21 protein-coding genes are annotated in these 24,109 nt (G+C 47.2%); 12 read left to right on the forward strand and 9 right to left on the reverse strand.

Going from position 1 to position 24,109, the window contains the following annotated elements; all coding sequences use genetic code 11:
- Positions 1-40: 40 nt before the first annotated feature.
- Together C2758_RS03275 and C2758_RS03280 are read right to left on the reverse strand one after the other, a co-directional pair.
- Positions 41-1,318, reverse strand: a complete 1,278-nt coding sequence (locus C2758_RS03275) for an NAD(P)/FAD-dependent oxidoreductase (RefSeq protein ID WP_215329575.1) — start codon at positions 1,316-1,318, stop codon at positions 41-43.
- 9 nt (positions 1,319-1,327) lie between these two features.
- Positions 1,328-1,657: a c-type cytochrome gene (locus C2758_RS03280; RefSeq protein WP_215329576.1), complete on the reverse strand. Its 330-nt coding sequence runs from the start codon at positions 1,655-1,657 to the stop codon at positions 1,328-1,330.
- A 183-nt stretch (positions 1,658-1,840) separates the two neighbouring features.
- On the opposite strand from C2758_RS03280, the gene C2758_RS03285 reads away from it, so the two are divergent.
- From C2758_RS03285 to C2758_RS03295, 3 genes are read left to right on the forward strand one after another with little or no spacing between them, the layout of a single operon-like run.
- A complete protein-coding gene (locus C2758_RS03285; protein ID WP_215329577.1) occupies positions 1,841-3,562 on the forward strand; it encodes a glycosyltransferase family 39 protein in 1,722 nt (573 codons plus the stop codon).
- On the forward strand, positions 3,559-4,788 hold the full coding sequence (locus C2758_RS03290) for an exo-alpha-sialidase (RefSeq protein WP_215329578.1): 1,230 nt from the start codon (positions 3,559-3,561) through the stop codon (positions 4,786-4,788). The genes C2758_RS03285 and C2758_RS03290 overlap by 4 nt, the downstream gene beginning before the upstream one ends.
- 5 nt (positions 4,789-4,793) lie before the next feature.
- Positions 4,794-5,417, forward strand: a complete 624-nt coding sequence (locus C2758_RS03295; protein WP_251369248.1) for a hypothetical protein — start codon at positions 4,794-4,796, stop codon at positions 5,415-5,417.
- Positions 5,418-5,522: 105 nt separating this feature from the next.
- Here C2758_RS03295 and C2758_RS03300 read toward each other — a convergent pair whose 3' ends face one another.
- The 6 genes from C2758_RS03300 to fabI are packed head-to-tail and all read right to left on the reverse strand — an operon-like array spanning position 5,523 to position 11,861.
- Positions 5,523-6,515, reverse strand: a complete 993-nt coding sequence (locus C2758_RS03300; protein WP_215329579.1) for a tripartite tricarboxylate transporter substrate binding protein — start codon at positions 6,513-6,515, stop codon at positions 5,523-5,525.
- Between the two features lie 59 nt (positions 6,516-6,574).
- On the reverse strand, positions 6,575-7,420 hold the full coding sequence (locus tag C2758_RS03305; RefSeq protein WP_215329580.1) for a CoA ester lyase: 846 nt from the start codon (positions 7,418-7,420) through the stop codon (positions 6,575-6,577).
- Between the two features lie 31 nt (positions 7,421-7,451).
- Complete coding sequence (locus C2758_RS03310) at positions 7,452-8,822, reverse strand: MmgE/PrpD family protein (RefSeq protein WP_215329581.1); 1,371 nt, start codon at positions 8,820-8,822, stop codon at positions 7,452-7,454.
- 15 nt (positions 8,823-8,837) lie between these two features.
- Positions 8,838-9,722: a MaoC family dehydratase N-terminal domain-containing protein gene (locus C2758_RS03315; RefSeq protein WP_215329582.1), complete on the reverse strand. Its 885-nt coding sequence runs from the start codon at positions 9,720-9,722 to the stop codon at positions 8,838-8,840.
- 31 nt (positions 9,723-9,753) lie between these two features.
- A complete protein-coding gene (chrA, locus tag C2758_RS03320; RefSeq protein WP_215329583.1) occupies positions 9,754-11,079 on the reverse strand; it encodes a chromate efflux transporter in 1,326 nt (441 codons plus the stop codon).
- Positions 11,076-11,861: an enoyl-ACP reductase FabI gene (gene fabI, locus C2758_RS03325; RefSeq protein WP_215329584.1), complete on the reverse strand. Its 786-nt coding sequence runs from the start codon at positions 11,859-11,861 to the stop codon at positions 11,076-11,078. The genes chrA and fabI overlap by 4 nt, the downstream gene beginning before the upstream one ends.
- Before the next feature lie 50 nt (positions 11,862-11,911).
- Here fabI and C2758_RS03330 point away from each other — a divergent pair, with 50 nt between their 5' ends.
- From C2758_RS03330 to C2758_RS03350, 5 genes are all read left to right on the forward strand, one after another.
- The gene (locus C2758_RS03330) at positions 11,912-13,780 is read left to right on the forward strand and encodes an extracellular solute-binding protein (RefSeq protein ID WP_215329585.1); all 1,869 of its coding nucleotides are present in this window, start codon (positions 11,912-11,914) and stop codon (positions 13,778-13,780) included.
- An 11-nt stretch (positions 13,781-13,791) separates the two neighbouring features.
- Positions 13,792-14,856 (forward strand): microcin C ABC transporter permease YejB, encoded by a 1,065-nt coding sequence (locus C2758_RS03335; protein WP_215330059.1) that lies wholly within the window; start codon positions 13,792-13,794, stop codon positions 14,854-14,856.
- Entirely contained in the window at positions 14,853-15,878 is a 1,026-nt protein-coding gene (locus C2758_RS03340; RefSeq protein ID WP_215329586.1) for an ABC transporter permease, read from the forward strand. Before C2758_RS03335 ends, C2758_RS03340 begins: the two co-directional genes overlap by 4 nt.
- Complete coding sequence (locus C2758_RS03345) at positions 15,875-17,554, forward strand: ABC transporter ATP-binding protein (RefSeq protein ID WP_215329587.1); 1,680 nt, start codon at positions 15,875-15,877, stop codon at positions 17,552-17,554. The genes C2758_RS03340 and C2758_RS03345 overlap by 4 nt, the downstream gene beginning before the upstream one ends.
- Before the next feature lie 138 nt (positions 17,555-17,692).
- Positions 17,693-18,355, forward strand: a complete 663-nt coding sequence (locus tag C2758_RS03350) for a C40 family peptidase (RefSeq protein WP_215329588.1) — start codon at positions 17,693-17,695, stop codon at positions 18,353-18,355.
- A gap of 19 nt (positions 18,356-18,374) precedes the next feature.
- Here C2758_RS03350 and C2758_RS03355 read toward each other — a convergent pair whose 3' ends face one another.
- On the reverse strand, positions 18,375-19,289 hold the full coding sequence (locus C2758_RS03355; RefSeq protein ID WP_215329589.1) for a patatin-like phospholipase family protein: 915 nt from the start codon (positions 19,287-19,289) through the stop codon (positions 18,375-18,377).
- Between the two features lie 201 nt (positions 19,290-19,490).
- Between C2758_RS03355 and scpB the strand changes: the two genes are divergently transcribed.
- From scpB to nusA, 4 genes are all read left to right on the forward strand, one after another.
- On the forward strand, positions 19,491-20,216 hold the full coding sequence (gene scpB / locus C2758_RS03360; RefSeq protein WP_215329590.1) for an SMC-Scp complex subunit ScpB: 726 nt from the start codon (positions 19,491-19,493) through the stop codon (positions 20,214-20,216).
- 6 nt (positions 20,217-20,222) lie between these two features.
- Positions 20,223-21,965: a pseudouridine synthase gene (locus C2758_RS03365; protein WP_215329591.1), complete on the forward strand. Its 1,743-nt coding sequence runs from the start codon at positions 20,223-20,225 to the stop codon at positions 21,963-21,965.
- 173 nt (positions 21,966-22,138) lie between these two features.
- The gene (gene rimP, locus C2758_RS03370; protein ID WP_215330061.1) at positions 22,139-22,630 is read left to right on the forward strand and encodes a ribosome maturation factor RimP; all 492 of its coding nucleotides are present in this window, start codon (positions 22,139-22,141) and stop codon (positions 22,628-22,630) included.
- A complete protein-coding gene (gene nusA, locus C2758_RS03375; protein ID WP_215329592.1) occupies positions 22,627-24,108 on the forward strand; it encodes a transcription termination factor NusA in 1,482 nt (493 codons plus the stop codon). The genes rimP and nusA overlap by 4 nt, the downstream gene beginning before the upstream one ends.
- Position 24,109 lies beyond the last annotated feature (1 nt).

A 24,109-nucleotide genomic window follows, 5' to 3' on the forward strand; every position in this document is an offset into this window, starting at 1 on the left:
AAGAGGCCGCAGCCTCTTTTTTAATGAGCGTAAATATTTCTTAGCCCAAGCTATCTGCCCAGATGTTATGCGCCCAGCCCCAAGCATAAATACCCTCCAGAATAGAAGGTGCTGGCGATAAGCCCCCAGATCCCGGAACAGTCTTGAAAGTTTTTTCAGCAGCGTTGTATTGATGGACGCTAGCAACGTGCACTACTTCTCGATTATTCACAAAGCTATAGCAAGTGTTTGTCAGAACTGGCGCTGGATTGATTTCCCAGCCATTCAATTCTGCAACGATTGCTGCTGCTGCGACTTTGGCATGTTGATTAGCCATATGACCAGATTTAGGCATGAGTGGTGCAACTTGAATCGCGTCACCTAGTACATGAATATCTTTGCGTGCTGTTGACTCAAAGTTGAGGAAGTTGACATTCGCCCAGCGACCATTGGAATTAGCTAATCCAGTTTTAATAGCGATTTCACCAGCGGCCATTTGCGGCAAGATATTTAATACGTCAGCCTTCACATCATCTTCAACTTCGAGTTTGAGGGTTTTGGTTTTCGCATCCACGCCAATGACATTGCTCTTCGGGCGGTACTCAATCATTCCAGCATATTGCTCTGCCCACACTTTCTTGAACAAGGCCCCTTTAGAAACCACATCTTGGTTGGCATCTAGGATCAATACCTTGCCCTTAGGATTGTTTTGCTGTAGATAGTTTGCTACCTGACATGCGCGCTCATAGGGTCCAGGAGGGCAGCGATAAGGGGCTTCTGGAATGCTGATTGCAAAGGTGCCACCTTCACGCATCGCAGCGAGTTGCTTATGCAAAGCCACAGTCTCTGGACCAGCTTTCCAAGCTTGTAGTGTTACGCCATCTTTATTGGCTTGTGCAAGGCCTTCAACGCTTTTGAAGTTCATTGAAATTCCAGGAGACACAATGGCTTTGTCGTAGCGTAAAGTTTTTCCAGAGGCGAGCGTGACTGTCTTTTTATCTGGATCCATGCTGCTGACGCTATCTTGAATAATCTTGATGCCGTGGCGCTTGCTCAGAGTGTCATACGGTGAGGTAATTTCAGCTATCGTACGTGAACCACCGATGACCAAGTTAGACATTGGGCAAGAGATAAAAGAAGTATTGGGCTCAATCAGAGTCACTCTGGCAGTGTTATTAGAGAACAGGCGCAAGTATTTGGCGGCAGTGGCACCACCATATCCACCACCAATAACCAAGATTTCTGCTTTTTGTAAATTAGCTGCTTTAGTTTGACTTGAGAGACCTGCAAGCAGGCCAACTGCTGCAGCGCTCTGACCTATAAAATGTCGACGATCCATGGCGCCTCCTTATTGTTTCTTGCCAAGTTGATTGGCAATAGTGGTGAGTTGTTCGTCGGAATAGCCTTTGGCTAACTGCGGCATGATCGTGCCCTCTAATGCTCCAGATTTATAAGCTTTTAATTTGGCGAGCATTTGTTCGCTAGTGAGATTATTAATTAGCGGCATACCACCATCCACAACGCCTTTGCCATCCGTGCCGTGGCAATTAGCGCAGGTAGCTGCAAGTCCTCGTTTATATAGTTGGTCAGCGGTTTGGGCAAAACTGAGTCCGCTCCAATGGCTAAGGCCAATAAGAGCGCTAGTCACCAAAATGGGTTTTAAATACTTCATCTGCATAGGAATCATCTCCGTCTTACATACAACTGTTCTTAGGATGCTGCTGATGAACTCTATCTTAATCAGATTGGGGTAGGATTAGTAGTTTTACTTAGATTGATTTTCAATAAGCTCAGAACTAAAAATGAGGGTATTGACCATGCTAGTTTTAAGTATTCCACTCTAAGCCTATAAACTAACAATATGCGTGGCTCATTTACCTATCGAAATGCTATTTTCATCCTTCTTCTAGGTGTATTTACCTATCTATATGGTTTAGATAGTCGCTTCGCTCCAAAGAATGGGGACGAATACCCCTATATGCATATCGTCCGAATGACCGCGGATGCTGGTGCTTGGTTGCCCCTTCAGTCTGAGATGGATGGCATTAAAAATACGAAGCCTCCCTTGATATTTTGGGAGGGCATTGCTAGTACCGACTGGGGAAGCAGCTGGACACTTTTCGCACTGCGTTGGCCCAGTGTTGTATATACCGGCTTAACCGCGCTATTCTTATTTTTGGCTGTATCTCGCTTTAGCGGTAATCGGCAGACTGGCTTATTGGCCTCTTTAGTATGGCTCTCCTTTTTTGCAACTTACCGCTATGGTCGTCCATTTCTGACAGATCCCCCTGAAGTATTTTGGCTAAGCTTGCCTTTCTTTGCGCTGCTGTATTGGGGTAGAGCTGCTTTCGAATCGAAGCTTTTATTTCCTGTATTGGCAGGCGCCTCTTTTGGGATGGCCTTGCTGTCAAAGTCTTTTGCTTATATTGTGCCCGCTGCATTTGCATTAGGTTTGTTCTACTGGCGCTGGCGTGAGTGGAGCATTCCCAAGGTCTTATTGCAAGACCTTTATAAAGTCTTATTGATTGCTATTTTAGCTTTGGGTGTGTTTGCACTTTGGTTTGTCCTGGATCCTTTCCCTGAAGCGGTTTGGAAAGAATTTGTTCTGGGTGAGAATGCCGGTAAGTTTGAAGCGCGTAGCTCAAACTATGTATTGGATTTAGTACGAGGTGGCGATAGTGTTTGGATGCTGGCTTTAACGACTTTAGCTAATGCCGGACTCTTTACCTTTGTGTTGATTACTGCATTAATTCAATGTTGGCGAGAGCGGCGTTTTATGTCTCTTGAAGAGAGTCTGTTACTGCTATTGATCTTAGCTTTTTTTATTGTATTTAGTTTGCCAAGTCAGCGCTCTGGGCGTTATCTGCTTCCAGTGATGCCAGCTTTTGCTGCTGTGATCGCCCTGTATTGGGATCGATTGCCCGTCTGGGGATTTCGGATTGCATTACTACTGCAGTTACTATTACTTGCTGCGCTTGTTTGGGTGGGCGGTAATTTACAGCTGTCTAACTTCCTAGGTCAGTCTGGCATCTGGAGTTACTCCCCTTGGCATTGGGTTTTTATGGGAACCGCGATAGTCCTAGTATTACTTGGACTATTTAATCGAGAGCGTACTAAGGCAATCGCTTTGGCGGGCTGCTTTCTTTGCTACTGCGCACTCACTAGCGGCTTATCACCTCTCGAGGGTGCCTTAGGCCGGTACTCGCAAGCGACTATTCAAGGCCTTGCCGGAAAAGATGTTTGGGTACCTTGCGACTATCGCGCCAAGGATGAAGAGTATCGACTCTTATTGCCTGGAGCAATATTGCATGGCTATTTGGCAAAGGATGCCAGTCAAATTAATTTACTGACCAGTACTTATCCAATAGTAGCGGTGCAGTCAGCGATTGGTGTGGAACCCACACTATGCGATTCTTGCAAAATAGTGGGCAAACGAATGGAGATGCGAGCACGCCATTCTGATGCAGAAATTCAGGCGATACTCAGGGGTCATATTGGAGAACACCTGTTTGTGAATGAATATTTAATTGCCACCCCTGCAAACATTGCATTGCCACTGGTTGGTAAGGATGCTTGTCGATGAGTCGTGTGATTGCCTTTTGTTTTTTATTGCTGGCCTCGGTGCTGGGTTATCTCCACATTGACAGTCTCCCAGTGTGGGCGCCGTTTGCAAGTGATTACCCAGTGAATAATGCCAATCAATTTGAAGCTGCATCTGAAGTAACTGGGAATGTTAAGCCAGTAAAGTCACTAAAGCCCATTCAGCCCGTTCAGCCCAACCTGCTGATAGATTGGTTACCTGACACTGGCGCTCCTTCAGTGCATGCCGCCTCTTTAATTGCGCTGAAGAATGGCGCAGTGAGGGCCTTCTGGTTCGCGGGTAGTCGAGAAGGCGCTCCAGACGTAGTCATCAATACATCTGTATTTGATCCGCGTGCATCTCGATGGAGTGCTCCAACAGTTGTGATGGATCGCGTTAGTGCTGAAAAAGGCTTGTCTCGTTATATTGCTAAGTTAGGCAATCCTGTTCCAGCAAGAATAGCCGATGGTCGAATGCAATTATTTTTTGTCACAGTTTCTATTGGAGGTTGGGCTGGTAGTTCAATTTCTTCAATGATTTCAGATGATGAGGGTTTGACTTGGGATCGGCCGCAGCGCCTAATCAGCTCCCCGCTGATTAATCTCAGTACCTTGGTAAAGTCACCAGCCATGGCATTTGTAGATGGGCGACTGGGTTTACCGGCATACCATGAGTGGATTGGTCGCTTTGGGGAGCTTTTGAGAATCGATGCGAGTCAGGTAATCGATAAGCGACGCATGAGTTCGGGCAGGAGTGCAATTCAGCCAGTAGTTTTTACTGATGGCCCGCAGGTGGCAAAAGCTTTCTTTCGCCAAACTCGACCCAGTTCTCAGCCAAAGCAAATCCCTGTAAGTGAAACTAAGGATGCTGGACGATCATGGACGGTAACAAAAGACCTGGAGATTCCAAATCCCAATTCAGCGCTTGCTGCACTCACTTTGGCGAATGGCACAAGATTGATGGTCCTGAATAACATCGAGGCAGCGCGCTATCGCTTGGTGATGGTCATGCGTGAGCCAAGCTCCCCTCAATGGCAAGTAGTGCAGGTACTCGAGGATGATGCATCTTTACTCAATGATCAGCATCGAGAATTCTCCTACCCATATTTGATTTCCGCGAATGGTGATGATGCGCATCTTGCTTATACCTGGAATAGAGCAAAGATTAAGCATGTGTATTTTCCAGCTGCCTGGTTTAAGCATGCCCTCAGTAGTATGAAAGAAAAGTAATCATAATGATGACCCCTTATTTACAGCTGATCGCTCTTCTAGAGATGTCGCTTACTTCTGCAGTAGTACTGATTATTCTCTCGCAAAAAATGTTCTCAAAAGAAATTCCATTTGCAATTCGCCTGCTGGTAGTTTTGTTGCTGGCGAATCTATTTTTCTGGCCATTAGGAATGTCGCTGGAACTACCTTTATCTGCCTATGTTCGCGGGGTCACTGGTGAGCTCAGTATTGTGACAATGCTCTTGCTGTGGAGCTCCATTATTCCGGCTGCTAAAAAAACACCAATGGGATTTAAAGTGCCAGTAGCCTTGATTGCGATTATGTTTTATCCCTTGGCGCTAGGTCTTGGCATGTTCGATCCCTATGTTTGGGGATACGGTTCTATTGGCCTTTTAATTGCCACCATCTTGTTTGCTGTAGTTTGCGGCCTTGCTGGCTGGACTAAGGGTGTTTGGATCTTATCCTTTGCGATTATTGCGTGGGCAGTGCATTGGCATGAATCTGCAAATCTCTGGGACTACCTCTTGGATCCCTTCTTGGCTATTTGGGCTTTGCTGGCAATCCCGAATGCGATTTATCAGAAGCGTCGTGAAAGAGTTCAATCAGGTTATCTGTTTAGGGCGGATTAATTAGTGAGTTAGGCAATTAGTACATTATCAGTACATCAGATAATTTTAGGTAACAAAAAAGCCAGCAGAAATTTGCTGGCTTTTTTGTTTACCGCTATTCCGGAATTAATCTGGAATATTGGCTTTACGAATGACTGGACCCCAGACGTTGATTTCTTTATCGAGGTGATCCTTAAGGCCATTGGCGGATACTTTATCCATTGATACGATATCAATGTTGGCATCATCCAAGCGCTTCTTCACATCAGGATTGGTCAATGCTTTCTTCAGAGCAGCATTGATTTTATCCAGCACTGGTTTTGGAGTACCTTTTGGAGCATACACACCATGCCATACCTTAACTTCAAAGCCTTTGAGGCCTTGTTCGTTCAGAGTAGGAACGTTAGGAATGGCTGGTAAACGCTTCATCGTGGTTGTACCAAATGCTTTTACACGGCCATCCTTAATATAAGGAATAGTTTGTGTTGTCTGATCGCACAAGAGGTCAACTTGACCGCCTAAGAGGTCAGTTAAAGCAGGACCAGTTCCTTTGTAAGGAATATTGGTCAAGCGAACACCCATGCGACTTTGGAACAACAAGCCGCATAGCTGTGACACAGCGCCTGGACCTGCATTAGCCATCGTTACTTTTGAACCATTGGCTTTAATGTAAGCCTCAAGCTCTTTAAAGTTGTTGACTGGCAAATCTTTTTTACCGAGCAATACCATTGGCACGTCAGCAACTTGGCCGATGTACTCAAAGCTAGTCATTGGGTCGTATGGGAGTTTGTCATACAGCGCATTTGCTGTAGCCATCCCCATGTGATGAATATAGATGGTGTAGCCGTCTGGAGCTGCACGTGCAACCTTGGTGGAGGCAATTGTGCCGCCAGCACCTGGCACGTTCTCAACTACCACTGTTTGACCTAAGGCCTGACCCATTGGCACTGCAATTAAGCGTGCGATAGTGTCAGTTGGGCCACCAGCTGCAAATGGAACAACCAATTGAACTGATTTTGTAGGCCAATCTTTTTGAGCAGATGCAATATTGCTGCCCAATAAAGTACTGGCGCTGACAACTGCAGCAATTCCAGCAAAGAGGGTTTTCTTGAATTTCATTTAAGTCTCCGTTAATGTGTGATGCGAGCCAATTTTGCCACTATTAAACACTATCGGCCTTAGGGTTTACCAGCAATCGCTAGAGTTCTTTGGGCCAGTAGAACAACTGGACGGTCAATCATGCGGCCATCTAATTTCACTGCGCCTCCCTTAGATGCCTTGTCAGCCTCGATGACCCGATGAGCCCAAGAAACCTCTGCAGCAGTAGGCATAAAGGAATCCTTCACCAGAGAAATCTGCTTTGGGTGAATACACAGCTTGCCACCAAAACCCATTCTTTTGGCGCGCTCGGCATCATCCGTGATGCGCTCAATATTGTCAGTAGAAGGAGTAACCCCATCTATTGGGGGGGCAATTTGGGCTAAGCGTGAGGCCAACACAATCTGAAAGCGCGCTGTTTGTAGTTCAGTTTCTTGTGCGTCGCAGACCATACCTAAGTCTGCCTGCAAATCGATGTTGCCTAATGCTAGGCGCAAGACTTGTTCAGAGTTTGCAATTTCATTGAGGCGATCAAGACCGATGGCAGTCTCAATCATGGGAATGATGGCTGTGTTTGGAAGGATTTGTGCTGCGCCATTGATTTGATCGAGAGACTCACTTTTGGGAATGAGTAAGCAAGCGGCATCTAACTCTTGGATCAAGATGAGGTCTGCCGCATAAAAATGACTGCCAGGAGAATTCGAGCGAATGATCAGACGCTTTTTTTGTTCTGCGGTGAATGAAGGCCAAGCTGCACGTATTGCTGCACGTGCAGATTCTTTATCTTCATGGGCAACTGCATCCTCTAAGTCGATGATGACACCATCAGCACCACTATCGAGTGCTTTAGTAAATCGCTCTGGGCGCGTCCCCGGAACGAATAAGAAAGTGCTGCTAAAGCCGATAGGTGTATCAAGTGGATTCATGAATGTGGTTTTTTAAATATGAGGCAGAAATTTAGGAGATCAACAGGCCTATCTTGGACTGCTTGCGGATATTCCACAAGCGCTCAATAGCGGCGCTCATCTCAGTTGGGCTTGCGCCGCCACTAAATACAGCAAGGCGCATAGCCTTATCGGTAATTTCAGCGCGACTCAGAGTATTACCGGGATCACCTTTGGGTTCGTCTACGCGACCTTCTAAAACTTCACCACTGTTTAAATGGACCTTGACTTTGCCAATCCAGCGCTGAGGGTAGGCGCCATCCACTTCAGGATCCAGCACCATAGTGACGCGATCACGGAATGCGCAAATGGCTTGATCATGAAAGTGTTGATCAAATTCTTGCAAGCCTGCAAATTGATAGTGAGCAATTAAGGCTAATACAGTTCCCATGGAGAACTTCGATTGGTGCACAGTCGCGGGATCAGTCACTGGACCAAGCACATCGATTGCACCCTGATGAACTAAAGTTTCTACTTTAGCGATATCGCTAGGCTTGAGCTGATGTGCCAACATCACTTGTAACAAGGCATCTGCGGCAGGGTGAGTGTGACGGCATGAGGCGTGATATTTGAAGCTTGTCTCAGCAATAGTCCAGCGGCTACCTAATCGATCAATCAACTTGCTAGGATCTGCATCGCTTGACATGCCAGCCGCTAAACCTTGTTTGCCTTCCAAAATATGCTCGGCACCAGTAAAGCCTGATTGCGCCAGATAGGCCGACATCAAACCAGCAGAGGCAGCGTGTGCAGTATGTAATTGTTTAGAGTCAGCGGCATCGCGCAGAAATTCCCAAAGGCCAGCGGATTGGGTGCCGGCTGAACCGAAGGCGTGCAGCATTTGAGTGGAGTTTAGTTTGAGAAGGTGACCTACTGCAGCGGCAGCAGCCAAGGTGCCGGCAGTACCAGTAGTGTGAAATGTTTTGTAGTGTGAGCGACCTAGAAATTCTCCAACCCGAATGCCGACTTCATAGCCAGCAACAGCAGCTACCAGAAGATCTTCGCCTGATGCACCAATCGTTTGCGCCGTTGCCAATGCTGCAGGAAACACTACGGTGCCTGGATGAAAGACAGAGCCATTGTGAACATCATCTTGCTCGGCTACATGTGATGCTGCGGCATTAGCGAGTGTCGCCAAAAAAGGGCTCGAGCTCTTGCGGCTAATCAGAATTTCAGCGGAACCGGGATTGGCGGCATTAAAGCCACCCATGTTTTGCGCAAACTGCGTCATCGTTTCTACTGGGCGTGAACCTTTGCCAGCAATGGCAGAGCCAAACCAATCCACCAGTAAATCTTCAGTGCGTGCAATTACCTCTTGTGGAATGTCGCCAATCTTTAATTCAGCAGCAAATGTCGCTAAGGCTTTAGATAAGTGTGGAGTAGTCATTAAGTAAAAAATTTCCTAAGCTAAAACTGCGGTCGCTTGCATGGTGAGCCAGCCTTCATGATCTTCGGCCCAAATGGAGAGCGTTTTTCCAGAAGGATCTTTCTCTAAATCAGGCTTAGCACTCACTTTAAATACATTGATATCAAAAGTAGGGCGTATGGCGCGGAACTCAAAACTCTTTAACTTGCAGGCTGGAATACTCTGACGCACAAGATCCACTAACAAAGTCGCAATTAAAGGGCCGTGAACAATTAAGCCGGGATAGCCCTCAACTTCAGTAACGTATTTGCGATCGTAATGAATGCGATGACCATTAAATGTCAGTGCTGAATAACGAAACAATAAAACATCATCAGGAGTAATTGTTTTAGACCAAGAGGCTCCCGTAGGAGCTGGTGTTGGTGCTGCTGGCTTATCGTCTGGTCCGGGAGCATCGCGATACACAATGTCATGCTCTTCAACTAAAGCCAAGCCATGTTGATTAGAGATGGTATGTTTCACCAATACAAAGATGAGGTCACCAGTGCGACCCGCTTTGTGTGTAACGGATTCAATTTTGGAGACGCGCTCGATTTCATCGCCAACTGCCAAAGGGGTTAACCATTTAATCCGACTACCAGCCCACATGCGACGCGGCAATGGTACGGGGGGCAGAAAGCCGCCACGCTTAGGATGGCCATCGGGGCCGATTTCTGATTGAAGAGCGCAAGGTAAAAAATAGAGCCAATGCCATAGCTCTGGTAAAAAGGTTCCGGTAACGGGCGCAGCATCAGGTCGATCGAGTGTTGCTGATAAAGCTCTAACAGGTGCTGCAGTGACGATGTCTTGAAGGGTCTCAGTTTTCCCGAGCCATTCTTGGAGATGGGTAATAGTTTGGGGTTCAATTCGCATAAGTTCCATTATGCCAATTTCAGCCCCCAATACAGCCTTGCTAGATCAATAAAGTAGTCAGTAAATAACTCAGAAGCCCAGCTAGGGCTGAACCGATCAACACACTAATCACTCCTTTTTGGTACCTAAAGAGAGCTATGCCTGCAAACAAGGTGATCACCATCGAAATCCATGAGATTGAACCACCAAGGCCATGCGGAAAAAAGACGTGATATGCAAAGAACAGGCCTAAATTAGCGATGACGCCGACCACTGCTGCAGAGATGGCAGTCAGGGGTGCAGTAAAACTCAGCTTGCCATGGGTAGATTCGATGAGCGGACCACCGACCAGTACCAGGAAAAAAGAAGGTAAAAAAGTAAACCAGGTGGCAACACAAGCCCCAAGCACGCCAAACCAAAACGGATTGCTATTTCCAATCAGATGTTGAATATGGCCAGCCAGATATCCAACAAAAGCCACCACCATGATGAGCGGTCCTGGAGTGGTTTCTCCAAGCGCTAAACCATCCATCATCTGACCTGCGCTAAGCCAATGGAATTGATCTACTGCACCTTGGTACACGTAGGGCAGAACTGCGTAAGCGCCACCAAAGGTGAGGAAGGCGGCTTTAGTAAAGAACCAAGCAATTTGTGGGTATAGCGTTTTCCAGCCAAAGATCAGAACAAGGGCAATAAACGGAATTAACCAGAGCGCGAGAACAACTGAACTATGTAGCGCCAGTTTCTTTTTGGAAAACTGAGCATGGTCTGGAGTGGGGGTGTGATCATCAATTACTGCGGGAGGGTGTGCCTCTGTTGATTTATCGTGAGCGGCAGTTTGCTGAAAATATTCTGGGTAGCGTTTGCCTCCCCAGGCGCCGATCAATGCAGCAAAGATAACGATGATCGGGAAAGCCAAATTAAAAACAAAGATCGCTAGAAAGGATCCGATTGCAATCCAACGGAGTGTTTGATTGTGGAGCGTGCGTTTACCAATGCGAACTGCTGCATGAAGGACGATGGCAGTGACTGCAGGTTTGATGCCAAAAAAGATGGCTGCAATCCAGGGCACTTGCCCAAAGGTGAGGTAGACCCAAGATAGGCCTATCAATATAAAGAGGGAAGGCAGAACAAAGAGGGTGCCTGCTAAAACACCACCCCAAGTACGATGCATCAGCCAGCCGATATAAGTGACTAGCTGCTGTGCCTCGGGTCCAGGCAACAACATGCAATAGTTGAGCGCATGTAAAAAACGCCGCTCAGAAATCCAGCGACGCTTCTCAACAAGCTCTTGATGTAGGACGGCTATCTGTCCTGCGGGCCCACCAAAACTAATAAAGCCCAGCTTGGCCCAAAACTTCAGGGCCTCGCGCAGTGGAACGCTCAAACTTCTTCCATTCCACCAACCACTTGGCTAAAACCGTTATCGACATAAATGATTTCGGCAGTGATGCCGTTTGCTAAATCAGACAATAGGAAAGCCGCGGTATTTCCAACATCATCAATTGTGACATTGCGACGCATGGGAGCAGTTTGTTCAACTGCTTCCAAAATCTTGCCGAAACCTTTGATGCCAGCAGCAGCTAGAGTTTTAATCGGGCCAGCAGAGATTCCATTAGCGCGAATGCCTTTAGGTCCAACTGAGCCAGCGATGTAGCGTACCGAGGCTTCAAGTGAGGCCTTAGCAAGTCCCATGGTGTTGTAGTTGGGAACGTTGCGTAAGCTGCCGAGGTAAGTGAGTGTCAATAAGGAAGATTTGTCGCGCAACATGGGCAAAGCTTCTTTTGCCATCGCCGGGAAGCTGTAAGCCGAGATGTCATGAGCGATTTTGAAGCCTTCGCGAGAAAGACCTTCTAAAAAGTCTCCAGCAATCGCTTCACGTGGTGCAAAGCCAATCGCATGGACAAAGCCATCAAATTGCGGCCAACTCTTAGCCAAATCCTTAAAAAGGGCGGAAATTTGCTCATCGCTGCCAACGTCGCAGTCAAAAATTAGTTCGGTATTGAATTCTTTGGCGAAATCGACAATGCGGTCTTTAAAGCGTTCACCAACGTAGGTAAAGGCCAGTTCAGCCCCTTCGCGGTAGCATGCCTTGGCAATACCATAGGCAATAGAGCGGTTAGAGAGAAGCCCGGTAATCAGGATTTTTTTGCCGGAGAGAAAGCCCATGTTGTTTCCTTTACTTCAAATATGATTAGCTATCTACAATTGTTGCATATATGCCCACCCTAAACCCCATTCGCCAAATAGCCCATTTCTTGCTACTAGCCATGCTAGTGGGGCTTGGGGCCAATGTAGCGCAGGCAGCTCAAGGGATTTCCCAGTACGGCAAGCCTAAATATGCCGAAGGATTCACCCATTTTGATTACGTGAATCCTCATGCCCCTAGGGGAGGTACCCTCACTTTACCCAACCCAGGACAAAGAACCAGTTTTGATAAGTTCAATCCTTTTACTCTGCGGGGTGTAACGGCGCCCGGAATTGAATTGATGTTTGAATCTTTGGCCGAGGGAAGTGCTGATGAGGTATCAAGCATTTATGGTTTGCTAGCTGAAGATATTGCCGTTGCTCAAGACCATAAGTCGGTAACGTTTCGTATTCGTCCTGAAGCAAAGTTTTCTGATGGTAGCCCAGTCTTAGCTGCAGATGTGAAACATAGCTTTGATGTATTGATGAGTGGTAAAGCACATCCACGCTATAGAACTACCTTCGCAGATATTAAAGAAGCGGTTGTGTTATCCGATCGAGCAGTGCGTTTTGATTTCAAAAACAACAACACAGAGTTACCTATTTTGGCGGGAACGCTCCCTATCTTTTCTCGTAACTGGGGAAAGAATCCGGACGGTACGATCATTCCTTTTGAGAAGATTGCCTTTGAAACACCATTGGGTAGTGGGCCCTACCTGATTGAATCCTTTAAAGCTGGTAAATCCATTGTCTTTAAGCGAAACCCGCAATATTGGGCCGATCAATTAAGTAAGCCTTTAAATGTCCGCGTTGGTTTTTATAACTTTGATCGCGTGCTTTACAAGCTCTATAGTGATGATGCTGTTCGTTTAGAGGCCTTCAAAGCGGGGGAGTTCGACGCAATCGTTGAATACCGCGCCAAAATTTGGGCTAAAGGTTATGTGGGTTCCAAGTTTGATAACGGCACCCTATTGAGGAAGGTATTCCTCAATAACAACGGGGCAGGGATGCAGGGTTTTGCGATGAATCTTCGTCGCCCAATCTTCAAGGATGCTCGAGTACGTGAAGCTTTAGGTTACGCTTTAGATTTTGAATGGCTCAATCGCCAAATTTTTTATGATCAATACAGTCGTATCAATAGCTATTTTCAGAATAGCGATCTGAGTGCGAATTTTGATGGACCGCGTAAGCCCACAGAGGCGGAACTAAAACTACTAAGACCATTAAAAACAAAGTACCCACAATGGGTACCTGATGCAGTCTTTGATCCAATGCCCCCAGCCCCATCCACCAAGTCGCCAGATAGCCTACGTCAGAATTTAAAGAAAGCCCGCGAACTATTGATGCATGCTGGCTGGCAGTATCGCGATGGCGCATTACGTAATGAAAAGGGTGAGCCATTTCGTTTTGAGATGGTGGAAAATGGCGGATTCTTTCTGAGGGTGATTTCTGCTTATGTGCGTAATTTAGAGAAGTTGGGGGTTCAGGTAGATATTCGAACTAGCGACTTCGCTCTACATCAAAAGCGGATGAATGAATTTGATTTTGATATGACAACAGTTCGTTTCCCAGATTCGCAAAATCCTGGAAATGAATTATGGGATCGCTTTGGTAGTCAGGCTGCCAAAGAAAAAGGATCGGATAATGTCATTGGTATTCAGTCACCAGTGGTGGATGCGTTGATTCAGGAAATTACTAAAGCGCAAAATCGCGAGGAGTTGCGTGCCGCCACGAGAGCCTTAGATCGCGTACTCTGGAATAGTTATTACGTCATTCCACAGTGGTACAACCCAACGCACCGGGTTGCCTATCGCAAAGAGATGCGCTATCCAGAGCCTCCCTTGTACTACTCAGCGGAGCCTTGGATTATGCAAAACTGGTGGAAAGAGGAGGCTAAATAATGCAAGGTCAAATGCGCGCCTATATCTTTAAACGCCTACTGTTAATGATCCCAACCTTATTGGGTGTACTGACCTTGACCTTTGCAGTCGTGCAATTTGTACCCGGCGGCCCAGTGGAGCAGATGGTCTTGGAACTAAAGGGTAAGGGTGCTGGAGCAACCGGTGGATCAGAGTCATCGGGTGCTGGAGCAACCTATCGCGGGCGTCAAGGTGTTGATGCGCAACGCTTGGAAGAGGTTAAAGCGCTCTACGGATTTGATAAGCCGCCAGTAGAGCGTTATTTCATGATGTTGGGGCGTTTTGCCAGATTCGATTTAGGTCAAAGCTATTACCAGCACGAAAGTGTTTGGGGCTTAGTAGTTTCTAAGCTACCTGTATCGATCAGTATCGGTCTATGGACCTTCTTTATTACTTACCTGGTATCCATTCCTTTGGGCATTGCCAAAGCAGTGCGCGATGGCTCTCGCTTTGATGCAGTTACTAGTAGCTTTATCTTGGTCGGTTATGCCATTCCGGGATTTGTATTGGGAGTACTCCTTCTTGTCCTCTTTGGTGGCGGCAGTTTTTTGCAAATCTTTCCATTACGCGGACTGACTTCAGATAACTGGAGTGAGCTCAGCATGATGGGCAAGGTGTTGGACTATTTATGGCATTTAGTTTTGCCGATCACCGCTTCTGTTTTAGGTAGCTTTGCAGTCATCACGATGCTGACGAAGAACTCCTTTTTAGAAGAGATCCGCAAACAGTATGTATTGACTGCGAGAGCTAAAGGCCTCACCGAAAAACAAGTGCTGTGGAAGCATGTATTCCGCAATGCGCTCCTTCCTTTGGTGACTGGATTTCCAGCAGCATTTATTGGCGCTTTCTTTACAGGATCATTACTGATCGAAACCCTATTTTCTTTAGATGGACTGGGTTTACTTTCTTACGAGTCTGTCATGCGACGTGACTACCCAGTAGTTTTCGGAACGCTTTATCTTTTCACGCTGATTGGTTTGTTTACAAAGTTGATTTCGGATCTTTGCTATGTCTATATTGACCCGCGCATCCAGTTTGGTGCGGGAGGTGGCTCATGAGTCGCTGGTATCGATTCAAAAACAGTCGCATGGGTTATGCCAGCCTTTGGATTTTTATGATTCTATTTGGTCTCTCCATGGGCGCTGAGCTGATTGCAAATGACAAACCTTGGATAGTGCGCTATGAAGGAAAATTTTATTTCCCAATTGTGAAGTCACAGCCTGAGCGCGTTTTTGGCGGTGACTTTGCGACGCCAACCGATTTTTTAGATCCGGACATTCGTCACAACATCACCAGCAATGGTAATTGGGCAATTTATCCACCGATTCCTTATAGCTATGAGACGCTCAATTACTTCTCAAAAGCACCTAATCCTGCACCACCATCGTTTGATAACTGGTTGGGCACTGATGATCGTGGGCGCGATGTCTTATCTCGTTTGATTTATGGCTTTCGCCTATCGATTTTGTTTGGCTTAGCGCTCACCATCGTCGGCGTCAGCGTGGGCATCATCACCGGTTCTTTAATGGGATTCTTTGGTGGAAAGTTTGATCTGGTGTCTCAGCGCTTGATTGAGATTTGGTCGGCGATGCCAGAGTTATATCTACTCATCATTTTTGCCTCCATCTTTAATCCAAGCATTTGGCTCTTAATTATTCTGCTGGCAGCATTTGGTTGGATGGGTTTATCTGACTATGTGCGTGCAGAGTTCTTCCGTAACCGCGCTCTGGAATACGTTCGTGCAGCCCGAGCATTGGGATTGACCAATCTTCAAATCATGCGCCGTCATATCCTGCCAAATAGTTTGACGCCCGTTATTACCTTTCTTCCCTTCAGAATGAGTGCAGCGATCTTGTCGCTCACTAGTTTAGATTTCCTGGGTTTAGGTGTGCCACCAGGAACGCCGAGTCTTGGTGAATTACTCTCCCAAGGAAAAAGTAATTTAGATGCGTGGTGGATTTCACTATCGACCTTTATTGTTTTGGTTGCTACCTTACTCTTGCTCACTTTTATGGGTGAGGCCTTACGCGATGCCTTTGATTCTCGTAAGTCAGGCGCAATGAGTGGGGGTCGCTCATGAGTGAAAAGAATAATTCAAATAAACCAGTAATTCCTTTGCTGCGCTATGAAGATTTCTCAATTTCATTTGGTTCAGGTCGGCGTGAAAAATTTGCCGTGAGCCATCTTGATCTAGAGATTGGCGTGGGTGAGCGCGTTGCCCTAGTTGGAGAGTCTGGTTCTGGTAAGACATTGACTGCCTTAGCGCCACTGCGTCTTGAGCCTGAGGGTGCAAAAACATCCGGCCGAATTTTGTGGGGTGGCAAGAGTGCAGATGCTAGTAATCCTTCAGTGAATTTGCTCGATTTACCAATACAAGCTATTCGTGAGATTCGGGGTCGTGAGATTGCAATGGTGTTTCAGGAGCCGATGACTGCACTCAATCCTTTGTTTACTATCGGCAATCAGATTGTGGAGGCGGTGCAGATTTATGAGCCACTGATCTCTAAGGCCGACGGAATGACTGCTGCAATTGAGTTGCTCAAAAAAACCGGTATTCCTGAGCCAGAGAAGCGCTTCCACTCTTATCCTCACCAATTGTCTGGCGGACAACGTCAACGCGCCATGATTGCGATGGCATTGGCGTGCAAGCCAAGATTACTTATTGCAGATGAGCCTACTACCGCTCTAGACGTAAGCTTGCGTTTGCAGATTTTGGATTTACTAAAAGAATTACAAGAAGAGTCTAAAGATCATGGTGGCATGGCAATCCTGTTGATTACACATGATCTCAACTTGGTTAAGCATTTTGCTCAGCGCGTTGCTGTCCTCAATCAGGGCAACCTGATGGAGGTGGGGACTACAAAGCAAGTCTTCGAGCATCCAGATAACGCGTATACAAAAGCCTTAGTCAACAGTGTGCCGGTGCGCGATTTAGCGCCAGTAATGCCTTTGGCACCCGTCTTATTGAAGACGGAGAGCCTGTCTGTTTCTTATCCGGGCACAGAGTCGACCTCTTGGTTTAAAAAAGCTCCACGTCATCTGGTCTTGCGTAAGCTTGGCTTTGAGCTAAAGCAAGGACAGACTATCGGTGTGATTGGCGAGTCTGGTTCAGGCAAGACTACTTTAGGTATGGCGGTTTTAGGTTTATTGGGTGACTCTGCTGCCGAGATTACGGGCACAGTGGATGTGCTGGGTAAGGATTGGCAAAAGTTGAAACCATTGGAGCGCCGAGTTATGCGCTCTAGTTTGCAGGTAATTTTTCAAGATCCGTTTGGCTCACTTTCTCCGCGTATGAATGTGATGCAAATTGTTTCAGAGGGTTTGGATGTGCACTTTCCGAATTTGTCTGCGGCGGAGCGTGAGTCTCGCGTCCTGGATATTTTGCGAGAGGTGGGAATTGATCGTTCCGCTCTCACGCGTTATCCCCATGAATTCTCTGGCGGTCAGAGGCAGCGTATTGCGATCGCTCGTGCTTTAATTCTGAAGCCGCAGATTTTGGTATTAGATGAGCCAACTTCAGCATTGGATGTATCGATTCAAAAACAGGTGCTCGCTTTGCTAACTGAGCTCCAGAAAAAATACAACTTGGCCTATTTGATAATTAGCCATGATTTGGCGGTTATTCGGGCAATGTCACATGAGGTGATGGTGCTCAAAGGGGGTAGGGTGGTGGAGTTTGGTGATACCGAAACCCTCATTAAGCACCCTCGTCAGAGCTATACCCAAGAGCTGTTTGCAGCTGCTGAACTGACCTAAGGCTTTCCTGAAATAGACTCCTGTAGGCGCTTAATTGGTGCATTTACGCCCCATAATGGTAAATATCCCATTGAAAACAATTAGTTAGCCCCAAGGCTGGCATTTGGTGAAAGAGACCTTCTTTGTTAGAATGGAGTAATGTCCCTTAAAAAAGACCTCTTGCCAATTGCTTTGCTGTTTGCAATCACCTTGGCTGCCAATCCTGCACGCGCTGTGGATGCTGTTGCTGATGCCGCAAAAGATCTGCCCGCAGAAGTTGCTAAGGAAACTCCAAAAGAAACCATGTTTCAGGCAGGCAAGTCTTACTTCGCTCGTGTGTCGGATCGTTTAGCAGACTCCGTTACCGGCAAATCAGACGAATTAATTAACCGCGCCATGGAAGTAATTGGCGTGCGTTACCGTTGGGATGCAGAGTTACCACAATCTGGTTTGGACGGTAGTAGTTTTGTTGGCTATGTCTTCAAAGATAAATTGGGTTTTTTATTGCCACGCAAATCTACTCAAATGAGCCGAGTAGGCAAACCGATTACTCGTGAAGAATTACAACCTGGTGATTTAGTGTTCTTCAACACCATGCGTTTAACTTTCTCTCATGTCGGCATTTATGTTGGCGACAATAAATTCATTCATTCCCCATCTAAGGGTACCAGTGTGCGTGTAGACGATCTCGGTAGCCTCTACTGGGATAAGCGCTTTGACGGCGCTCGCCGCTTAGACGGCAGTGACAACTTGGGTGACGCAGAGCGTAAAGAGTTGTTGAATGAAGTGAATAAACTCAAGCGTAAATCTCGTAGTCTATAGGCCCTCAGCTAAAGTATTTCTAGCTCTTTAGCTTCTCTTTAATTAGCATCATTTGCTCCTGTGCAGCAACCTCACCAGCTAGGATGGCGGCATTTCTGGATTTGAAGTCGCCGCTACTCATTTGCTTGAGGTGAGGCGTAATTACAATATCCGCACTCTTGAGCTCATACTGATTAATACTTCGCTGCATGATAGAGATGGTTTGTTGCATAACGCCAAAGGTTCCGCTGGCATCTTGATGAACGGGTTCTGATGAGATGTTGACCGCGATGATGATGGTTGCGCCCATCTGCCTGGCATAGCTCACAGGGACCGGAGCAACTAAGCCACCGTCAACATATTCTTTGCCGCTAATAACTGCTGGCTGGAATACGCCTGGAACACTGCAGGAGGCGCGTACCGCGAGACCAGTATTGCCAGAGCGAAACAAAATCCCTTTGCCTGATTGCAGTTCAGTTGCCACAATTCCTAGGGGTATACGCATTTGCTCGATAGACTTATTTTGTACTTCACGGTTCACCATGTTCTGAAGAGCGTCACCTTTAATCAGGCCTCCGAACCTTCCAGCAAAGGGGAGCCCCCAGTCGGCAATGGTTGCCTCATCAAGAGTTAAGGCGAGTCGATTGAGATCATTTCCGGTGGCGCCAGAGGCAAGTAATGCTGCAATTACGCTTCCGGCACTACTGCCGACCACAATATCGGGCCGAATACCTTGAGCCTCCAGCGCCTTAATAACGCCCACATGGGCAAAACCTCGGGCAGCACCTGCCCCTAAGACAAGACCAATGACAGGCTTGCGACTACTAATTAGGCTGCACCCGTTCAGGCTTGAGCCCCCAATGAGAGCCCCTAAACTCAGGCCGAAGCCCAGAAAACGACGTCTTGTGTCGGCCTTGGTGGATAAAAGAGGGGATGTGGCTGTAATTTCGTGCATATAGCTATTGTATTGAGCCTCCCTTATAATGGTTACAGGTGAGCGAAAAAGACTTCGTTTCAGCGCGGGTAGTTCTCCAGTGTGTATTTACAGAGATCAACTGCCCGTTGCAACTAAATAGCGCCGCCAGAAAACTACCAACCCATTACTGAAATACATTTTTATAGTCTCATCAGGTCCTTGCCTGATAGCCCGAATTTTATGGATGATCACAATAAACGCGTAATTGAAACAGCCCTCTTGTGCGCGCAAGAACCACTCACAGTTGCTGATCTGACGCGTCTATTTGTCGAAGATATTGCCGCTGGCGAAGTTGATGATGCTCTTTTAGAGCTTCAAAAGGCTTGGGTAGAAAAGGGCATGGAGTTAGTGCACATTGCAACAGGCTGGCGCTTTCAGAGCCGCCTAGCAATGCGTGAATATCTTGATCGCTTGACTCCAGAAAAGCCGCCAAAGTATTCTCGCGCGGTGATGGAGACCTTAGCAATTATTGCCTACCGTCAACCAGTGACCCGCGGTGAGATCGAAGAGATTCGTGGCGTTGCAGTCAGCAGCAATGTGATGAAGCAGCTAGAGGATCGAGGTTGGGTTGAGGTGATTGGCCATAAAGAGACCATCGGTCGCCCAGGTTTATATGCCACCACCAAACAATTTTTAGATGACTTGAGCCTTACTAATTTACAAAGCTTGCCAATGCTAGAAGATGCTGCACCGATGGCCGCAGCTGCGCAATTAGGTCAGGCGGTAATGGAGTTTGATCCTACTGCAACCGTAGAGACAGTCATCGAGTTAGATGAAAACGGTCAGCCCATTATTCAGTCAACAGATGATGCGTTAGTAAACGAAGAGTCCATCAGCGAAGAAATAAGTGAAGTAGTAGAAGAAGTTACTCCAGAGTCTGAAGAAAAATCAGACGAACAAAAATAATTATTAATGACAAGTCACAACGAAAACGATTCAACTCCGATTAAACCTTCATCGGATAACTCTACTGGTTCTGAGTCTGCACCCAATCATTCAGAGGGCGCAAAAGGCGAAGGGCGTGAAGGCGGTCAACGTCGTCCACGCCGTCAGGGTGCAGGTGCAGGCAAGCCATTTAATAAAAAGCGTCCATTTAACAAGGATCGGCCTCGTCGCGAGGGCGAGGGTGCTAACCCCCCAGCTGCCAAGCTTGCACCGAATGCAGCAGAGAGTGAAGCCTTGTTTGCTTCAGTGGTCTCTGGAGAATTTGATGCTGCATTAGATGCGCCTGAAGTACTTGAAGTTAAAAATCCGGATGGTGTGAATGAGAATGAGATTTCTCATCAGACTGGTGCAGAGCGTCGCGCACAACGTGTGCGTCATGACGAAGATGCTGATACACCTAGCGATGATGAGATGAGTAGTTTGCAATTTGCCAACATCGATGATTTACCGCTCAGCTTGCGTGATGAAGTGTGGTCAGACTTAGATGGTTTAGATGACGAAGCTGACGACGAAGATACTGTCAAGTTGCATAAGGTATTGGCTGATGTCGGCATGGGTTCACGTCGCGATATGGAAGACTTGATTATTCAAGGGCGCGTATCCGTGAATGGACTGCCAGCCCATATTGGGCAGCGCATTGGGCCTACTGATCAAGTTCGCATTAACGGTAAACCAGTACATCGCAAGATTCAGACTAAGCCACCACGCGTGATCATGTATCACAAGCCTTCCGGCGAAATCGTGAGTCAGTCCGATCCAGAGGGTCGCCCAACTGTATTCGATCGCTTGCCAAAGCCACGTCAAGGACGTTGGATTGCAGTAGGGCGTCTGGACTTTAATACTGAAGGTCTATTGCTATTTACGACTTCAGGCGAGCTGGCTAACCGCTTAATGCATCCCCGTTACGGCGTTGAGCGCGAATACGCTGTCCGTATTTTGGGTGATCTGAGCCAAGAAAACACAGCTCAATTAAAGAGCGGCATTACTCTAGATGATGGCCAAGCCAAATTCTTACGTCTTTCTATGGGGGGCGGGGAAGGTGCAAACCGTTGGTACCACGTTGCTTTGACTGAAGGTCGTAACCGTGAGGTGCGCCGCATGTTTGAAGCAGTCGGGCATGTCGTCTCTCGCTTGATTCGTACGCGTTACGGCATTTTCTTATTGCCTCCACGTTTGAGGCGGGGTAAGTGGGAAGAGATTGAGGCCGGCGGTATCTATAACTTAATGAAGTTTGCAGGCTTAAAAATGCCTCAACCCCAAGATAAGGGGCGTGGTCCAAGTAATGGCGCTCATGGACGAGACCGTAATCCTGCTTCTAGCGGAGATTTTCAGCCAGATCCAATGCAAACCTCGGTTTCTTATTGGGGTTCACGGGATGCCTTAACCCAAGCTAGTGGTCATGGCGCTCTCACCCATCAAGGTCGAGGCGGCAAAGCTGGCGGTGGTGGCTCGAGCGAAGGGCGCGGGCCTTTCCGTGGTCGTACTCAGGGTGGGCGTCCAGGCTCAGGTGGTCAGGGTGGTCAAGGTGCCGGCCAGGGAGCTCAAGGCCAGAACCGCAATAAAGCCAAGAAAGTCCATCACGGACAGTCTGCTTTTGTGACGGCAAGCCCTCAAAGTCCAGGAAATGGCCCTAAACGCGGGGCACCAAAAGGGCGCAAACCCTTCAATAAAGGCCCTAGAAAACCGCGGAATCCAAGCGAAAGCTTCTGATTTTGATGAGTTTTCCTCTAAATCGGCTATAATTTTGGTCTTACAGCAGTTTGCTGCTGTTTTGAGTTGTTACCGACTGATGTTGCGATCAACGTAAGTCGGCCTGTTCTGAATTTCGAGAATATGGGCTTTGAAGCCCATTTTTTTTTGCCATTTTGGATTGAAGGGTGTTCGTGAAGGATCAGCGGATTATTTCTGCAGAGGTAGAAAACCTAGGTTACACGCTAGTCGATATCGAGCGTGAAGCCGGAGGTTTGCTGCGCGTCACGATTGAAAACCCGGATTACGAGCGCTTGATTAATGTCCAGGATTGCGAAAAGGTAAGTCATCAACTGAGCTATACCTTGCCAGTGGAAAACATTCCTTTTGAGCGTCTAGAGATTTCTTCTCCTGGTCTAGATCGCCCTGTTAAATCAGCGGCTGATTACGAGCGCTTCTCCGGAATGGAAGTGGATTTGAAGTTGCGTGTCGCCGCTGGCGATCGCAAGAAGTTTCGTGGTGTGTTGCAAGGTTTGCTGAATGGTGAGTTGGATTCGCCTGATGCGAAATTTGGTTTGTTGTTTGAAGGCGTCGATGGCGCTGAGTCTCAATTGGAGTTTTCTTTAGCCGAGGTCGATAAGACTCGGTTGGTCCCTGTTATTGATTTCAAAGGAAGAAAGTCATGAGCCGAGAAGTTCTCATGTTGGCAGACGCCTTAGCGCGTGAAAAGAACGTAGATCAAGCAATTGTGTTTGAGGCGCTAGAGATGGCGTTAGCATCAGCTACCAAGAAACGTTATCCGACAGAAGATGTGGATATTCGTGTGGCGATTGATCGCGAATCTGGTGAATACGAAACCTTCCGTCGTTGGTTGGTTGTTCCTGATGAAGCTGGCCTCCAAGAGCCAGATAAAGAAATTCTGCATTTTGAAGCGCTTGAGCAATTTGCGGATATGGAAGTTGGCGAACACATCGAAGAGCAAATTGAATCTTTAGCCTTCGGCCGTATCGGCGCACAAGCTGCTAAGCAAGTGATCTTGCAACGTATTCGTGATGCTGAGCGTGAGCAAATTCTGAACGACTACCTTGAGCGTGGCGAAAAAGTCATGACCGGTACCGTGAAGCGTGCTGATAAGAATGGTTTGATTATTGAGTCTGGTCGCGTTGAAGCCTTGCTGCGTCGCGATCAAATGATTCCTAAAGAGAACTTGCGCTCTGGTGACCGCGTACGTGCTTACATCCTGAAAGTAGATCGTGAAGCCCGTGGCCCACAGATTGAGCTCTCACGTACTTGCCCAGATTTCTTGATCAAGCTGTTTGAGAATGAAGTTCCAGAAATGGAGCAGGGTTTATTGGAGATTAAGGGCGCAGCTCGTGATCCTGGTATCCGCGCAAAAATTGCCGTCATTACTTACGACAAGCGTATTGATCCAATCGGTACTTGTGTTGGTGTTCGTGGCACACGCGTTACTGCTGTGCGTAACGAAGTGGCTGGCGAAGCAGTGGATATCGTGTTGTGGTCTGAAGATCCAGCGCAGTTTGTGATTGGTGCCTTGGCTCCAGCACAAGTATCTTCTATCGTAGTTGACGAAGAGCGTCACGCCATGGATGTGGTGGTTGATGAAGAGAACTTAGCAATTGCGATTGGTCGCAGCGGACAAAACGTTCGCTTGGCTAGTGAATTGACTGGTTGGCAGATCAACATCATGACTCCAGAAGAGTCTGCTGAGAAAACTGAAAAAGAAGCTGCTTCTGTACGCCAATTGTTCATGGATAAATTGGACGTTGACCAAGAAGTAGCTGATATCTTGATCGAAGAGGGTTTCAACACATTGGAAGAGGTTGCTTATGTGCCTCTTTCTGAAATGTTGGAAATCGATTCTTTTGACGAAGACACCGTAAATGAATTGCGTACTCGTGCACGTGATTCTCTCTTGACCATGGAATTGGCCAAAGAAGAGCGAGTTGGCGAAGTCTCACAAGATTTACGTTCCCTTGAGGGAATGACGACTGAATTGGTTGCAAAGCTTGCTGACAATCAAGTTCATACCCGTGACGACTTAGCTGAACTGGCTGTTGATGAGCTAGTTGAGGCGACACAAATTGACGAAGAAACCGCGAAAACGCTCATCATGAAAGCGCGCGAACATTGGTTTACTTCATGAG

Source organism: Polynucleobacter sp. AP-Sving-400A-A2 (assembly GCF_018688155.1).
Taxonomy (GTDB): domain Bacteria; phylum Pseudomonadota; class Gammaproteobacteria; order Burkholderiales; family Burkholderiaceae; genus Polynucleobacter.